This window comes from Phenylobacterium conjunctum, assembly GCF_042679085.1.
In the GTDB taxonomy this organism is placed as follows: Bacteria; Pseudomonadota; Alphaproteobacteria; order Caulobacterales; family Caulobacteraceae; genus Phenylobacterium; species Phenylobacterium conjunctum.
Map to the genome: position 1 here is coordinate 1 of NZ_JBHTLQ010000066.1, position 15,372 is coordinate 15,372.

The 15,372-nt window shown below is 69.2% G+C and carries 17 protein-coding genes; 13 read left to right on the forward strand and 4 right to left on the reverse strand.

What is annotated here, in order from left to right:
• Nucleotides 1-555: aminotransferase class IV (locus tag ACFQ27_RS18535; protein WP_377354634.1), on the forward strand; the 555-nt coding region annotated here is incomplete at its 5' end.
• Here the strand turns inward: ACFQ27_RS18535 and ACFQ27_RS18540 are convergent.
• From ACFQ27_RS18540 to ACFQ27_RS18550, 3 genes are all read right to left on the reverse strand, one after another.
• Nucleotides 552-1,076 (reverse strand): TadE/TadG family type IV pilus assembly protein, encoded by a 525-nt coding sequence (locus tag ACFQ27_RS18540; protein WP_374343257.1) that lies wholly within the window; start codon nt 1,074-1,076, stop codon nt 552-554. The genes ACFQ27_RS18535 and ACFQ27_RS18540 overlap by 4 nt on opposite strands.
• A complete protein-coding gene (locus ACFQ27_RS18545; RefSeq protein ID WP_374343255.1) occupies nt 1,070-1,639 on the reverse strand; it encodes a TadE/TadG family type IV pilus assembly protein in 570 nt (189 codons plus the stop codon). Before ACFQ27_RS18545 ends, ACFQ27_RS18540 begins: the two co-directional genes overlap by 7 nt.
• 63 nt (nt 1,640-1,702) lie before the next feature.
• Nucleotides 1,703-2,215: a pilus assembly protein N-terminal domain-containing protein gene (locus ACFQ27_RS18550; protein WP_374343253.1), complete on the reverse strand. Its 513-nt coding sequence runs from the start codon at nt 2,213-2,215 to the stop codon at nt 1,703-1,705.
• A 309-nt stretch (nt 2,216-2,524) separates the two neighbouring features.
• Here ACFQ27_RS18550 and ACFQ27_RS18555 point away from each other — a divergent pair, with 309 nt between their 5' ends.
• From ACFQ27_RS18555 to ACFQ27_RS18600, 10 genes are all read left to right on the forward strand, one after another.
• Complete coding sequence (locus tag ACFQ27_RS18555; protein ID WP_374343251.1) at nt 2,525-2,692, forward strand: Flp family type IVb pilin; 168 nt, start codon at nt 2,525-2,527, stop codon at nt 2,690-2,692.
• A gap of 257 nt (nt 2,693-2,949) precedes the next feature.
• Nucleotides 2,950-3,117 (forward strand): Flp family type IVb pilin, encoded by a 168-nt coding sequence (locus tag ACFQ27_RS18560; protein ID WP_374343249.1) that lies wholly within the window; start codon nt 2,950-2,952, stop codon nt 3,115-3,117.
• A 157-nt stretch (nt 3,118-3,274) separates the two neighbouring features.
• Nucleotides 3,275-3,793, forward strand: a complete 519-nt coding sequence (locus ACFQ27_RS18565) for an A24 family peptidase (RefSeq protein ID WP_377354635.1) — start codon at nt 3,275-3,277, stop codon at nt 3,791-3,793.
• A gap of 147 nt (nt 3,794-3,940) precedes the next feature.
• On the forward strand, nt 3,941-4,810 hold the full coding sequence (cpaB, locus tag ACFQ27_RS18570; protein WP_377354636.1) for a Flp pilus assembly protein CpaB: 870 nt from the start codon (nt 3,941-3,943) through the stop codon (nt 4,808-4,810).
• Nucleotides 4,807-6,363: a type II and III secretion system protein family protein gene (locus tag ACFQ27_RS18575; RefSeq protein ID WP_377354637.1), complete on the forward strand. Its 1,557-nt coding sequence runs from the start codon at nt 4,807-4,809 to the stop codon at nt 6,361-6,363. Before cpaB ends, ACFQ27_RS18575 begins: the two co-directional genes overlap by 4 nt.
• Nucleotides 6,360-7,037: a CpaD family pilus assembly protein gene (locus ACFQ27_RS18580; RefSeq protein WP_377354638.1), complete on the forward strand. Its 678-nt coding sequence runs from the start codon at nt 6,360-6,362 to the stop codon at nt 7,035-7,037. Before ACFQ27_RS18575 ends, ACFQ27_RS18580 begins: the two co-directional genes overlap by 4 nt.
• 11 nt (nt 7,038-7,048) lie before the next feature.
• Nucleotides 7,049-8,566, forward strand: a complete 1,518-nt coding sequence (locus ACFQ27_RS18585; protein ID WP_374343239.1) for an AAA family ATPase — start codon at nt 7,049-7,051, stop codon at nt 8,564-8,566.
• The gene (locus ACFQ27_RS18590; RefSeq protein WP_374343236.1) at nt 8,567-10,075 is read left to right on the forward strand and encodes a CpaF family protein; all 1,509 of its coding nucleotides are present in this window, start codon (nt 8,567-8,569) and stop codon (nt 10,073-10,075) included.
• A gap of 16 nt (nt 10,076-10,091) precedes the next feature.
• Nucleotides 10,092-11,063 (forward strand): type II secretion system F family protein, encoded by a 972-nt coding sequence (locus tag ACFQ27_RS18595; RefSeq protein ID WP_377354642.1) that lies wholly within the window; start codon nt 10,092-10,094, stop codon nt 11,061-11,063.
• Nucleotides 11,064-11,069: 6 nt separating this feature from the next.
• On the forward strand, nt 11,070-12,056 hold the full coding sequence (locus ACFQ27_RS18600) for a type II secretion system F family protein (protein ID WP_374344516.1): 987 nt from the start codon (nt 11,070-11,072) through the stop codon (nt 12,054-12,056).
• A gap of 41 nt (nt 12,057-12,097) precedes the next feature.
• Here the strand turns inward: ACFQ27_RS18600 and ACFQ27_RS18605 are convergent, their stop codons facing one another.
• Nucleotides 12,098-12,904: a tetratricopeptide repeat protein gene (locus ACFQ27_RS18605; RefSeq protein ID WP_377354639.1), complete on the reverse strand. Its 807-nt coding sequence runs from the start codon at nt 12,902-12,904 to the stop codon at nt 12,098-12,100.
• Between the two features lie 85 nt (nt 12,905-12,989).
• On the opposite strand from ACFQ27_RS18605, the gene ACFQ27_RS18610 reads away from it, so the two are divergent.
• Together ACFQ27_RS18610 and ACFQ27_RS18615 are read left to right on the forward strand one after the other, a co-directional pair.
• On the forward strand, nt 12,990-14,372 hold the full coding sequence (locus ACFQ27_RS18610) for a leucyl aminopeptidase family protein (RefSeq protein WP_377354640.1): 1,383 nt from the start codon (nt 12,990-12,992) through the stop codon (nt 14,370-14,372).
• Complete coding sequence (locus tag ACFQ27_RS18615) at nt 14,369-15,199, forward strand: C40 family peptidase (RefSeq protein WP_377354641.1); 831 nt, start codon at nt 14,369-14,371, stop codon at nt 15,197-15,199. Before ACFQ27_RS18610 ends, ACFQ27_RS18615 begins: the two co-directional genes overlap by 4 nt.
• The last annotated feature ends 173 nt before the right edge of the window (nt 15,200-15,372 follow it).

Below are 15,372 nucleotides of genomic sequence, written 5' to 3' on the forward strand. Positions count from 1 at the left end.
GCCGCCGTGCGGCTCACCCTGACGGCGGGATCCGGTGGGCGGGGCCTCGACCGGCCCCTGGCGCCCGCGCTGCGCCTGTTCGCCACCGCGGCGGCGTCGCCCAAGCCGACCACCCCGGCCCGGCTGGTTCTGTCCCAGGTGCGCCGCAATGACGGGTCCCCGGCCTCGCGGCTGAAGAGCCTGGCCTATCTCGACAATGTGCTGGCGCGGCGCGAGGCGCTGGCGGCCGGCGCCGACGAGGCGGTGATGTTGAACACCCGCGGCGAACTCGCCTGCTGCGGGGCCGCCAACCTGTACTGGATCTCCGAGGGTCGGCTCTGGACGCCGGCCCTGGACTGCGGGGTGCTGGCCGGGATCGTGCGGGGCGTGCTGATGGCCGGGGCGCAGGCCGCGGGGATCGAGGTGGCGGTGGCGCGCACCGGCCCCGAGGCCCTGGCCCGCGCTGAGGCGATCCTGATCAGCAACAGCCTGATCGGCGTCCGCCAGGTGTCCAGCTTCGGGGAGCGGACGCTTGCGCCCCACGCCCTGGCCGAACGTCTCGCCGACCTGATCTAGCTGGTGAAGCTGATCTCGGTGGTCTTGCGGGGCCGCAGGTAGAACTTCTGATTAAAGGTGATCGGCGTCGGCAGCATCTTCTGCACCGGCGAGGTGTAGACGTAGGTGCTCTCGGCGATGATCAGGGTGTCGCCCGTCGACAACAGGCCGGTCGGCACCGTCACCGTCCCGGACAGGGCCGACATGGAGCCCGAGGTCTTGCTCCAGACCACGGTGGTGCTGGAGGCGCCGGCCTTCACGCTGGTGACCCGCATGCCCAGGGTGGTGGTGGCGAAGGGGGTCATGATGGTCTTGCCGACGTTGAAGACGTCGGTCATCTCGGTGGTGGACACCTGGGTGTCCTGGGCCACGAGGTCGCCGATCGTGAAGGCGACGTGGCTGGCCCGCCGGTCGCACATCATGCCGATCGTGGTCTCGGACAGCCCGTAATAGAGCGCGATCATCAGCGGCGCGACGAAGGCGAACTCGACGGCGGCGGACCCGCGGCGGTCCCGCGCCCAGCGGCGAAGCGGCGTCAGCATGCGGCTCCCGTGGCGTTGGCGGTGGAGTAGGGCTCGTTGCGGAAGCTGGCCGCGGCGTTGATCAGCCGCTTGCCGCTGCCGGATCCCATGTTCACCAGCGCCGCGTTCAGCAGCGGGGTGAAGATGGTCCATTGGTAGTAGGTGCGCACCAGCACGATGTCGCCGGCGACGCCCGTGGCGAAGCAGGTGTTGGCGGGGTTGAAGGTCGACGCGTCCCGCGCGCCGGTGTTCGACTGGTTCGTGAAGTTGGTGAAGGTCTGGACGTCCACCGTCAGGTTGGCCGAGCAGCTACTCTGCAGCCAGGTCATGTAGTTGCAGACCTGGGTCTTGAAATCGTTCTTGGTCACCGCCCCGCCGGTCTGGAACTGGCCGGTGCGGATCTTGCGGGCCGCGGCGTCAGTGGCGTTCTGCAGGGTGATCGAGACCATGAACACCAGGCCCAGTTCGATGATCCCGAAGAACAGGACCAGGAAGGGGGTCCCGATGATCGCGAACTCAAGGGCGGTCGCGCCGCGGGTGGCGCGGGCGAATTTCCTGAGGTGGTCAATCAGTCGGCGGCGCATTTGGCCCATGGCTCCTTCGGATCGTCGGAGCATAGGCCTGTCTGGCTAATCGGAAGTTTAAGTCTACTGCGGACGGTCGCCGCCGCCGCCGCCCGCGGAGGACGCGGCGCCAGCGGCTTCCTTGGCGCGCGCCGCATAGCCGCTGTAGCCCGCCTGGTAGCGGTTGAAGTCCAGGTCGGTCTCGCCCGGCATCGGGGTGCGCTCGCAGCGGGTGGCGCAGGCGTAGTTCTCGACCCGCGAGACACCCTGGCCGGCGGGGCCGCGATAGATGGCCACCCGATCCGACTCCACACCGGCGACCGCGACCTGGCGATCCATCAGCACTCGCCCACGGGCGTCGGTGACCAGCAGGTTGGTGGCGCCATAGGCCCGGCCCAGCAGTAGGGCGGTGCGCGAGTCCAGCACGGTGACGTCGGCGACGGCCGGATTGCCGATGACCACGTTCTGGGCGCCCGGCGGCAGGACAATCCGTAGGCTCTGGTCGATCGGCACGGTCAGGGACGCGGCCTGGGCCGCGGCGGCGAGACCCATGGCGACCAGGGTGGCGGCGGCGAGGAGCGGCAGGCGACGGCGCATGGCGGGCATCCGGAGGGGACAGGTTGGACCCGGAGGCTCGGTCCGAATGGTCAACAAAGGCTGAACTTTCCGCGACTCACGCGCGCGCGAGAATCATTATGTGAAAGGGGCGTTTTTGGGCCTGATCAGGCTCCATGGTTAATCAAAGATAATAGTAAACCAAAGTAAACCATAGAAAAATCGAATCGAATACTTCTCAGTTTACTCGCGATTAAGCGCGGTCGGCGAAAGTCACCCTGCGAATTCGGGGTGAGCAAGCCACTGGCTGATTGCCTCAAACGTTTGCTCACCAACCAAGGAGACCAAGTCATGTCGAAGTTTGTCACCCGCTTCCTGAAGGACGAATCCGGCGCCACGGCCATCGAGTATGGCCTGATCGCCGCCCTGATCGCGGTGGTGCTGATCACCGCCATGCAGACGCTGTCGACCAAGATCAGCGGCACCTTCACGAAGATCGGTAACGCGATGCCGCAATAAGCGGCGCGAAAACCCGAACCTCTCGCGGGGGCCGCGGCGCGAAAGCGCCGCGGCCCTTTCGCTGTCTGAAATGTCCCGTTTTCCAACGACTTGCGTGCTTAATGCAGCAGTAACTCGAGATTAATTCGAGTAAACCATAAGAAAATGCAGATTTAGATTTGCTGTTTACTTGGCATTAGGCAGGTGCGCGGCATTGTGACGCTGCGAATTCGGGGCGAGCGGACTGCTCGAACCCTCAAACCCAAGGAGATCGAGTTATGACCAAGTTTGCCGCCCGCTTCCTGAAGGACGAATCCGGCGCCACGGCCATCGAGTATGGCCTGATCGCCGCCCTGATCGCGGTGGTTCTGATCACCGCCATGAGCACGCTGTCGACCAAGATCAGCGGCACCTTCACCAAGATCGGGAACGCGATGCCGCAATAAGCGGCGACCGTTCCAGCCGATCGCAGGGGCCGCAGCGGAAACGCTGCGGCCCTTTCGCTGTCTGGGCCCTCCCAAAGGCGCGACGCGCGGCGCGCCTCAACGCTCCGTTCACCTAGACGGGGCATGGTCCGCCCGACGCTACTTCACGGGTCCGCACATGACGCAGTTTCTCCAGGCCGCCCTGCTGCTCATCTTTCCCGCCCTGGTGATCGTCGCCGCCCTGCGCGACGTGACCAGCTACACCATCCCCAACTGGATCTCGCTGGTCCTGATCGCGGCCTTTGGGCCCGCGGCCCTGGCCTGCGGCCTCGCCCCGTCGGCGATCGGCCTGCAGCTGGGAATCGGCCTCGCGGCCCTGGTGGCCGGCATGGTCATGTTCGCCCTGGGCTGGATCGGCGGGGGCGACGCCAAGCTGTTCGCCGCCGCGGGCCTGTGGCTCGGTTTCCCGGCGGTGGTCACCTTCCTGATGGTCACGGCGGTGACCGGCGGCGCCCTGGCCGTCGGCCTGCTCGGCCTGCGGTCTCTGTGGCTGCGGCCCTATGTCCAGAACGGCCCGGCCTGGTTCGGCCGCCTGGCCACCCCCGGCGAGAACGTGCCCTATGGCTTCGCCATCGCGGCCGGCGCCCTGGCGGCGTTTCCGCAATCGGCGCTGATGATCGGGGCCGGGCTCGGCTGATCCATTCCTTTAGCCCGCGTTAACCATGCGGGCCGCAAAAGGCTGACAACCGGCAAAAGGCCGGATCACCGAATCGCGCGCGCCTGCGGAGTTGCGGGAGCGTCGAAGCCGTCCGCTTCCGTCGCGGGCATCTTTGAGTCTTGGTTCATGGGCGCCGTCCGTATCGCCATCATCGCCACCGCCGCGCTCGCCGCCATCGTGCTGGCGTTCGTGGTCCGTGGCATGGTCGCGCCCAAGCGCCCCGAGGCTCCGGCGCCCGCCGCAGCCGCCGCTCCGCCGCCCCGCCCCATGGCCCAGGTCCTTGTCGCCAAGCGCGACCTGCCGGTCGGCGCCCGCCTGGCCGCCCTGGACATGACCTGGCAGGCCTGGCCGGTGGATGCGCTCAATCCGAATTTCATCACCGACGGCGCCGCCGCCGCGCCGGTGGATCCGGGCGCCAAGCAGGTCGCCCAGGACACCGCCCGCGCCGCCAAGGACGCGGTGATGGCCTCTGGCCCGATGGCCGCCTTCGACGGCGCCATCGTCAAGGAGGCCTTCCTGCAGGGCGAGCCCATCGTCGCGCGCAAGGTCGTCCGCGGCGGCCAGAGCGGCTACATGGCCGTGGTGCTGCTGCCCGGCATGCGGGCCATGTCCGTGCCGATCAGCGCCGAGACTGCGGCCGGCGGCTTCATCCTGCCGGGGGACCGGGTCGACGTCCTGCAATCGCGCCCGATGATGGACAGCAAGACCTTCACCACCCAGACCCTGATGCGCAATCTGCGGGTCCTGGCCATCGACCAGAAGACCCAGCCCGATAAGGACGCCCAGTCCATCGTCGGCGCGGTGGCGGTGCTCGAGGTTCCCGCGGCCGACGCTGAGATCCTGGCCAAGGGCAAGGCCCAGGGCGAGATGATCCTGTCCCTGCGCTCCTACGCCGACCTCGGCGGCGCGGCGAGCCGCGGGGTGGCGGCCCAGCGCGCCCAGGTGGGCCTGCGCGTCATTCGGGCCGGCCAGACCTCGGAGGTCGTGACCCCATGAACCTGCGCAGGCTAGCCCTTCTCGCCGCGATGCTCGGCGCCGTCCTCGCCCCCGGCCTGGCCAGGGCCCAGGACGCATCGACCGTGCGTGTCGATCTCTCGGCCCAAGGCGGGGCGTCCCAGACCCTGACCCTGCCGGTCGGCAAGTCGGCGATTGTCGAACTGCCGGTCGATGTGCGCGACATCCTGGTCACCAACCCCACCGTGGCGGACGCTCTTCTGCGGTCGCCGCGGCGGATCTTCGTGCTGGGCGCCAAGGCCGGGACCACGGACGCGGTGTTTTTCGACATGTCAGGGCGCCGGCTCCTGTCCCTGGCCATCCGGGTGGACCAGGACCCCAGCGCGGTGGCCCAGACCATCAACCGCATCCTGCCGGGGTCCTCGGTGCGGGTGGACGCGATCAATTCCAGCCTGATCCTCTCGGGCCAGGTGGCCAGCCTGGCCGACGCCGACAAGGCGGTGCAGATCGCCAAGGCCAGCGTCGAGAAGCCCGACAGCCAGGTGCTCAACATGCTGAGCATCGCCGGCAAGGACCAGGTGATGCTGAAGGTGCGCATCGTCGAGATGCAGCGCAACGTCATCAAGCAACTGGGCTTCAACCTCAGCGCCGTCCTTGGGCAGGTGGGCGAGACCCAGTACACCCTCGGCGTCTCCCCGACCTTCTCGGTCAACGGCTCGCTGCTGGGCGGGATCAGCACGGGCTACAAGGCTGACACCACCAAGCAGCCGATCTTGCAGATGCCCTGCACCGGTTCGGGCTGGTCCAGCGGCGCGCTCTGCCCGGTGGTGGCCCGCAACTCTTCCGTGGCTTCGAACTATGACGCGGCCACCGTCACCAACACCGCCGGCTCGGCCGGGCTGAACTCGGCGGAATCCACGCTGAAGGCCTTCGAGCGCGTGGGTCTGGTGCGCACCCTGGCCGAGCCGAACCTGACCGCGGTCTCCGGTGAGTCGGCCAAGTTCCTGGCCGGCGGCGAATACCCGATCCCGGTCTCGCAGGACGAGAAGGGGACCATCACCGTCCAGTTCAAGCCCTTCGGCGTTGGCCTCGGCTTCACCCCGGTCGTGCTGTCCGGCGGGCGAATCTCCCTGAAGATCTCGACCGAGGTCTCCGAGCTGACCACCACCGGGGCCTTCTCCCTGAACAGTTCGTCGACCTCGACCAGCCTGACCATCCCGGCGCTGAACGTGCGGCGGGCGGAGACCAGCGTGGAGCTGCCCTCGGGCGGGGCGATGATGATCGCCGGCCTCCTGAAGGAAGACACCAAGCAGGCCCTGGACAGCCTGCCGGGCATGACCACCCTGCCGGTGCTGGGCAGTCTGTTCCGGTCCCGCGACTATCTGAGCGGCGAGACCGAGTTGGTGATCATCGTCACCCCCTACCTGGTCCAGCCCACGAGCCCGGACAAGCTCCAGACCCCCGTGGACGGCCTGCGCATCGCCAACGACGCCCAGACCATCCTGCTCGGCCAGTTGACCAAGGCCTACAAGGCCAAGCCGCAACCCCAGTCGGGCCGCGCCTACCAGGGCCCCATCGGCTACGTGATCGAATGACCCGCCGCTTCCCGCTTTCCGCCCTGATCCTCCTCGCCGGCCTGTCCGCCTGCGCGACCCCGGTTCCCGACCGGGTGGTCGAGGCGCGTACGCCCACTGAACACTACAAGGCCACGGCCGAGGCCCGCCCGGAGGAAATCCGGCTGGCGGTCCACGCCCAGGGGCTGTCCACCACCCAGGCCACGGCCCTGGCCCAGTTCGCCGCCACGTGGGCGAACGCCGAGGGCGGCCAGATCACCCTGTGGTCCCCGGTGGGCGGACCCGACGCCCAGGCCGCCTTCCGCACCGGCGAGGGCGCGCGCACCTTCCTGATCGCCCAAGGGGTTCCCGCCGACCGTATCGCCATCCAGGGCTATGACGCCCAGGGCGACGTCCAGGCGTCCCTGCGGGTCGGCTACATGCGCTACGAGGCGGTGGTCCCCAAGTGCGGCCAGGCCTGGCAGAACATCTCCCATTCGCGAAGCAACGACGTGCAGCAGAACTTCGGGTGCGCGGTGACCGCCAATCTAGCGGCCCAGATCGCCAACCCGGCTGACCTGGTGCGGCCGCGCGAGATGGGTCCGGCGGACGCCTCCCGGCGCCTCACCGTGCTGGAAAAGTACCGCAAGGGCGAGGTTGTCTCCTCGGCCAAGGACGCCCAGGCCCAGGGCGTCATCTCGAACGCGATCAAGTAGGGGCCCGCCGCATGAAGCCCCAACATGGCGCCGACCCCTTCGACATGCAGTTCGACGCGGACGACGAGTTCGCGCCGCAGCCTGACGAGGCCTGGCGCACCGCCGCCAACCTGACCTCGGGCCGCAGCCCCGATCCCTTCGCCGACTTCCCGCCGGCCCAGGAGTTTGACGCCGGCCGCGCCCGCGACGCCGATTGGGGGGATATCCCCTCGGCCGCGTCCCTGCGCGACCTGGACGGGGACCCCCTGGCCGACGACCTGCACCAGCCGCCGCGCTACGAGCCGATCTCCAATCCGGTGCACGACATGATCGCCGACGCCGAGGCGGCGTTCGGCGAGGCGACCCTGCCGCGGATCACCATCCACGTCTTCTGCGCCTTGCCGGAGACCGCGGACCTGGCGGAGCGGGCGGCCGCTGACCGGCGCATGGAGCGGGCGGCTGTCGTGGTCCGCATGGGCGGCCTGGCGGCGGCCTGCGAGATCTATCAGAACCAGCCGACGCCTTCCCTGGTCATGGTCGAGAGCATCGACCCCGCGCCACAACTGATCGCCCAGCTCGACAAGCTGGCCGAGGTCTGTGACCCCGGCACCAAGGTGGTGGTGGTGGGTGCGGCCAACGACATCGCCCTCTATCGCGAGCTGATGCGCCGGGGCGTTTCGGAATACCTGGTGCCGCCGCTGACGCCGCTGGCCATGGTGCGCACGGTCACCAGCCTCTACGCCGATCCCAGCGCCCCCTTCGTCGGCCGCCAGATCGCCTTCTGCGGCGCCAAGGGCGGGGTCGGGGCTTCGACCATCGCGCACAACGTCGCTCACTCGATCACCGAGCGGCTGCAGACCGGCGCCGTGCTGGTGGACCTTGACCTGGCCTTCGGCACCGCCGGCCTGGACTTCAACCAGGACCCGCTGCAGGGCGTCGCCGACGCGCTCAGCCAGCCGGATCGCCTGGACCAGGTGCTGATGGACCGGATGATGGCCCGCTGCTCCGAGCGGCTGTCCCTGTTCGCCGCCCCGGCGACCCTGGACCAGGACTACGAGATCGGCGCCGAGGCCTATGAAGAGGTCACCCAGAAGATCCGCTCCGCGGCGCCCTTCGTGGTGCTCGACCTGCCGCACCTGTGGAGCGCTTGGACCCGCAAGATCCTGCTGTCGTCCGACGACCTGGTGATCGTCGCGACGCCGGACCTGGCCTCGCTGCGCAACGCCAAGAACATGGTGGACCTGGTCCGCCGCGCCCGGCCCAATGACGCGCCGCCGCGCCTGGTGCTGAACCAGGTGGGCGTGCCTGGCCGCCCGGAGATCCCGGTGAAGGACTTCGGCGAGGCCCTGGGTCTGACGCCGTCGCTCAGCCTGCCCTGGGATCCCAAGCTGTTCGGCCAGGCGGCCAACAACGGCCAGATGCTGTCCGAAGTGAACGCCAAGTCCCGGGCCACCGAGGGGCTGAACTTCCTGGCCCAGCAAATCGCCCGCCGCGATCCGCCGCCGCAGCAGAAGTCCTCCCTGTTCGCCGGCCTGTTCAAGCGCAAGTAGATGTTCGGCAAGCGTCCTTCAGACACCGCCCAGCCGCAGGCCCGCCCGGCCCCGCCGCCGCCCGCGGCCGAAGGCGCGGTGATCGCCACCCGGCCCCAGCGCATGGAGCCGGCCGAGGCCGCCGCGGCCCAGGCCAAGATCGCCCAGCCGGGCGCCGCGCCTAAGCCGACGGCGGGCTTCGAGCAGCTGCGCGCCGCTCAAGGCCCTGCGCCCTCGGCCCAGGTGGTGCGCGAGCAGTCCGACTACTACCACGCCACCAAGACCACGATCTTCAACGCCCTGATCAACACGATCGACCTGGCCCAGCTCGCCCAGCTGGACACCAAGCAGGCGGCCGAGGAGATCCGCGACATCGTCGCCGAGCTGGTGGCGATCAAGAACGTCTCGATGTCGGTGGTCGAGCAGGACATGCTCGTCCAGGACATCATCAACGATGTCCTGGGCTATGGCCCGCTGGAGCCGCTGCTGGCCCGTGACGACATCGCTGACGTGATGGTCAACGGCGCCAACCGGGTGTTCATCGAAGTCGGCGGCAAGGTCCAGCTGACCAATGTCCGTTTCCGCGACAACACCCAGCTGATGAACATCTGCCAGCGGATCGTCAGCCAGGTCGGCCGCCGGGTCGATGAAAGCTCGCCGATCTGCGACGCGCGCCTGCCCGATGGCAGCCGGGTCAACGTCATCGCTCCGCCCTTGGCTCTGGATGGTCCGACCCTGACCATCCGGAAGTTCAAGAAGGACAAGCTGACCATGAAGAACCTGGTGGACTATAAGTCCATCAGCGCGGAGGGCGCGCGGGTCCTGGGCGTCATCGGCGCCTGCCGCTGCAACGTGATCATCTCCGGCGGTACGGGCTCGGGGAAGACCACCCTGCTCAACACCCTGACCGCCTTCATCGACCCGACCGAGCGGGTCATCACCTGTGAAGACGCCGCCGAACTGCAGCTGCAGCAGCCGCATGTGGTGCGCCTGGAAACCCGGCCGCCGAACCTGGAGGGCCAGGGCCAGATCACCATGCGTGACCTGGTCAAGAACTGCCTGCGGATGCGTCCCGAACGCATCATCGTCGGCGAAGTCCGCGGCCCGGAAGCCTTCGACCTGTTGCAGGCCATGAACACCGGCCACGACGGCTCCATGGGCACCTTGCACGCCAACAGCCCGCGCGAGGCCATCAGCCGGGTGGAGTCGATGATCACCATGGGCGGCTATGGCCTGCCCTCGCGCACCATCCGCGAGATGATCGTGGGGTCGGTGGACGTGATCGTCCAGGCCGCCCGCCTGCGCGACGGCTCGCGCCGGATCACCCACATCACCGAGGTAGTGGGTCTGGAAGGCGACGTGATCATCACCCAGGACCTGTTCGTCTACGAGATCACCGGCGAGGACGCCGACGGCAACGTGGTGGGCAAGCACCGCTCGACCGGCATCGCCCGGCCCCGCTTCTGGGACCGCGCCCGCTACTACGGCCTGGAACGCGAACTGGCTGAAGCCCTGGATTCGGCGGAGTAGGGCGGTGGGCCTCACTCTGATCACTGTGCTGTCGGCCCTTCTGGGCTTCCTGCTGGTGCTGAGTCTCGGCCTGGCCCTGACCAACGGCGGCTCGACCCAGTCCCGCGCCCTGAAGCGCGCTCAGACCATTGTCGGCGTCGACCGCGACGCCGGCCGGCGCAAGCCGGCGATCAGCGCCCAGGACCAGCGTCGCCGTCAGATCCTCAAGACCCTGCGCGAAGAGGACAAGAAGCAGAAGAAGGCCACCCTGACCATCGGGGCCAAGATGCAGCAGGCCGGCCTGGAGGAGAACCTGCGGGCCTTCTGGATCGCCAGCGGCGTCACCGGGGCGGTGGTGTTCGTGGCCGCCATTCTGTTGCGCCAGTCGCCGCTGATCGCGCTTGGCCTGGGCTTCGGCGCCGGCTGCGGCCTGCCGCGCTGGGTGCTGAACTTCCTGGCCAACAAGCGGACCAAGGCCTTCACCGAGGGCTTTCCCGACGCCATGGACATCATCGTGCGCGGCATCAAGTCGGGCCTGCCGGTCAATGACAGCCTGCGCGTCATCGGCGCCGAGACCGCCGAGCCCCTGGCGGGCGAGTTCCGTCGGCTGACCGAGAGCCTGGGCATGGGGGCGGACCTCGACAACGCCCTGGACAAGATGTTCGAGCGCATGCCGACCCCGGAAGTGCGCTTCTTCGCCATCGTGCTGGCCATCCAGCAGAAGACCGGCGGGAACCTGGCCGAGGCCCTGGGCAACTTGTCCACCGTGATCCGCTCGCGCAAGCTGATGCGGGAAAAGGCCAAGGCCCTGTCGGGCGAAGCTGTCGCCTCGGCCTTCATCATCGGCTCGCTGCCGCCGGGCGTGGTCGTCCTGATCAGCATGATCGCGCCGGACTATATGGCGCCGCTGTTCACCGACCCCCGCGGGCACATGCTGTTGGGCGTCGCCGGAACCCTGATGAGCGTCGGGATCCTGGTGATGCGCAAGATGATCAATTTCAAGATGTAAGGGGGCCTGACCGTGTCGCTCACCGCCCTCTTCGCCCCGGAAAACCTGCTGACGATCTTCGTGGCGGTGGTGGTGTTCGCCACCCTGCTCAGCATCATCAATCCGATGATGGCCCGCTCCAGCCTGGAGAACCGGCTGAAGTCGGTGTCGACGAGGCGCGAGGAGCTGCGCCGCAAGTCGCGCGAGGCCCTGGCGTCCCAGGGCCGGGCCGGGAGCAGCACCCTGCGCCACCGCGACGAGAGCCTCTACAAGAAGGTGGTGGACCGGCTGGACCTGAGCCGGTTGCTGGAAGATCCCAAGGTGGCGGAAAAGCTGGCCCAGGCCGGCTTCCGCGGCCCGCGGCCGGTCTCGACCTTCTACTTCTTCCGCTTCGTCCTGCCCTTCGCCTTCGCAGCCTTCATCGCCTTCTACCTGTTCGTGGTGAAGGACTTTGGCCTGGCGCCCCAGCAGCGGGCGCTGTTCTCCATCGCCGGCCTGACGCTCGGCTACTACGCGCCTAACATCTATCTCTCGAACGTCATCCAGAAGCGCCGGGAATCCATTGTCGGCGCTTTTCCGGACGCCCTGGACCTGCTGCTGATCTGTGTGGAAAGCGGCATGTCCATTGAGGCCGCCATCCAGAAGGTGAGCCAGGAAATCGGCGGGGCCTCCATCGAGCTGGCCGAGGAGCTGACCCTGCTCACCGCCGAGCTGTCCTATCTGCCGGAACGCCGCCAGGCCTATGAGGGCCTGGCCAAGCGGACCAACTATCCCGGCATCAAGTCGGTGATGACCGCCATGATCCAGGCCGAGCGCTACGGCACGCCCCTGGGCGCGGCCCTGCGGGTGATGGCCAAGGAAAACCGCGAAATGCGGATGGCGGCGGCGGAGAAGAAGGCCGCCCAGCTGCCGGCCAAGCTGACCGTGCCGATGATCGTGTTCTTCCTGCCCGTCCTGTTCATCGTGATCCTCGGCCCCGCGGTGATGAAGGGCATGGACATGATGAAGCACTGAGTTTCAGGCTTTGGGCGTCGCGCCCGAGGTGTCGGCGCGCCTTACTGGGCGGACTTCAACGAGTCCCAGGACCGGCCGGTGGCCCCGCCGGCGGCGGCGCGCAGCCAGGCCATGTTGTTCTCCACCGTCTCCGGCGGCAGGTCCTGGCGGGCCAGCTTCTCGGCCTCGGCGAAGCGCCCCTGCAGGCCCAGGATCAGGGCCAGGTTCTGGCGGGCGGCCATGGGGGCGTCGGGACGGGCGGCGGCGGCGCGCAGCAGGGTCTCGGCCTCGGCCGTCTCGCCGTGGTTCGCATAGAACAGGGCCAGGTTGGTCTGCGCCGACGGGTTGTCCGGCGCCAGGGCCAGGGCCTGGCGGTGGGCGGCCAGGGCCTCGTCGTCGCGCCCGGCCTGCTCGTAGGCCACGCCCAGCAGGGAAGCCGGACGCCAGTCGCCGGGGGCCAGGGTCTGGGCCTGACGGGCGGGCGCGATGGCGTAGAAGCCCTGGCCCTTGCCGATCTGGGCGCGGGCCAGCTCCAGCAGGGCCTCCACGTCATTGGGCCGGGCCAGCTGGACGCGCTGGGCCGAGGCGATGGCCTCGTCATAGCGGCCGAGCCCCCTCAACGCCTGGGACAGGGCCAGCCCCGCCTCGGCGTCCATGGGATCGGTGTCGACTTCGCGGGCCCAGAAGGCCGCGCGGGCCAGGGGATCCAGACGCTGGGCCATGGCCCGATCAGCGGGGCTCGCCTTGCGCGGCGCCTCGGCCGCGGCCGCCGCCACGGGCGGCTTCGCGGCGGGCTTGGCCAGGGCCGGGGCGGCCAGGACCAGGACGGGGACGAGGGCGGTTGCGGCGAGCGCCGACATGCGACACATGAACGTCACGGGCTCCGAAGGACGCCGCCATCCTCGCCCCGCCGCTTAAAGGAAGCGTTAAGCATAAATTGGAGGGCGAACGCCCATGTCCGAAGTCATCCTCGCCCAGCCGTCCGACCGTCCGGTCGTGCCGATCCTGCCCCTGACCGAGGCCGAGCTCGCGGGCTATCTGGAGACCGCTCCGGCCTTCGTCCAGGGCTTTGCGGCCCTCTCCGAGTTCAAGGCCAAGGCCGGCCAGGTGCTGGCGGTTCCGGGCGAGGACGGGGCCCTGGCCCAGGTGCTGTTCGGCCTGGGCGCCGGGGTCGAGGCGCCGGTGTTCCGGGCCCTGCCGGCCAAGCTGCCGGCTGGCGACTACCGCCTGGCCAGCCTGCCGGACGGGGTGAGCGCCGACGAGGCCGCCCTGGCCTTCGCGCTCGGGAGCTATCGTTTCGACCGCTACAAGCCCAAGGGCGGGACCAAGGTCCGGCTGGTGGCCGAGGGCGTCGACGTGGCCGAGGTGGCTAATGTCGCCCACGCCTGCGCCTTGGCCCGTGACATGGTCAACACCCCGGCCAACGACATGGGGCCGCTGCAGATCGAGACCATCGCCCGCGAGATCGCCGAACAGCACGGCGCCCGCATCACGGTGATCGTCGGCGAGGGCCTGCTGGAGGCCAACTATCCGGCGGTGCATGCGGTCGGCCGGGCGGCCGTGCTCGAGCGCGCGCCGCGGATGATCGAGATCAGCTGGGGCGAGGCGGGCAAGCCGCTGGTCGCCATCGTCGGCAAGGGGGTGGTGTTCGACACCGGCGGCCTGGACATCAAGCCGTCCTCCGGCATGCGGCTGATGAAGAAGGACATGGGCGGCGCCGCCCACGCCCTGGCGCTCGGCCGGATGATCATGGCCGCTAAGCTGCCGGTGCGGCTCAGCGTCCTGGTCCCGGTGGTGGAGAACGCCATCAGCGGCGACGCCATGCGCCCTGGCGACGTGCTGGCCTCGCGCCAGGGCCTGTCCATCGAGGTGGGCAACACCGACGCCGAGGGCCGGCTGATCCTGGCCGACGCCCTGACCCGCGCCGCCGAGCTGGAGCCGGCGCTGACCCTGGACATGGCGACCCTGACCGGCGCGGCGCGCGTGGCCCTTGGCCCGCAGCTGCCGCCCTTCTTCACCGATGACGAGGACCTGGCCCGCGAGATCGAGGCCGCGGCCCAGGCGGCGCACGATCCCGTTTGGCGGCTGCCGCTCTGGAAGGGCTATGTGGATGCGCTGGACAGCGACATCGCCGACATCAAGAACGACCCGGACGGCTGGGCCCAGGCCGGCGCCATGACCGCGGGCCTGTTCCTGCAGCGCTTCGCCCCGCCCGGTCCCTGGGCGCACTTCGACATCTTCGCCTGGAACCCGCGCGGGCGGCCTGGCTGGCCCTCGGGCGGTGAGGCCCAGGCGATCCGCGGCCTCTACCGCATGATCCGGACCCGCTTCGCGTGAGCCGCGATCCGCGCCTGACCCTGGCTCGCCCCGACCTGGCCAGCCGCAGTCTCGAGGGGCTTGTGGCCGCGGGGGCCTATGCCGATCCCAAGCCCATGCGGCTCGCCCGCGCCGGGGCGGGAATCCATGTGCGCCCCGACCTGGCCTCCGAGCGGCAGGACCACCTGCTGTTCGGCGAGGTGTTCGATGTGCTGGAGGTCAAGGACGGCTTCGCCTGGGGCCAGGCCCGCCGCGACGGCTATGTGGGCTTTGTCGAGGCCGACGCCCTGGACGCCGATGTCCGCCTGCCGACCCACCGGGTCGCCGCGATCCGGACCTACGCCTTCGCCGAACCCAGCATCAAGACGCAAGCCTCCGAACCCTATTCCCTCAACAGCCTCGTCACCGTCGAGGCCCGCGAGGGTCGGTTCGCCAAGCTGGCCGGGTCTGGCTGGGTGGTGGAGGCGCACCTGACGCCGGTGGGCGTCTTCGAGACTGACCCGGCTGCGGTGGCGGAACGGTTCCTGGGCGCGCCCTATCTGTGGGGCGGTCGCGAGAGCCTGGGCCTGGACTGTTCGGCGCTGGTGCAACAGGCGCTGATGGCCTGCGGTCGGGGCTGTTCGCGCGACACCGACCTGCAGCAGGCCCTGGGCGAAGCCGTCGATCCCGCCGACCTGGCGCGCGGCGACCTGGTGTTCTGGAAGGGCCACGTGGCGATGATGCTGGACGCCGCGCGCATCATCCACGCCAACGCCCACCACATGTGCGTGGCCATCGAGCCCCTGGCTGAGGCCATCGCCCGGATCACGCCCAACAGCGGCCCGCCGGTCGCCTATCGCCGGCCCTGACGACAGAGGCTGATCCCTGAAACGAAAAACGCCGGCTGCGGGGTCCGCAGCCGGCGCATTCGTTGTGCGAAAGCCTGAGGCTTAGGCGGCAGGCTTGGCCGGAGCCGCGGCGGGGGCCGCAGCAGCCGGAGCCGCACCAGCGGCCGGAGCCGCAGCGCCCTCGGCGGCCGGCT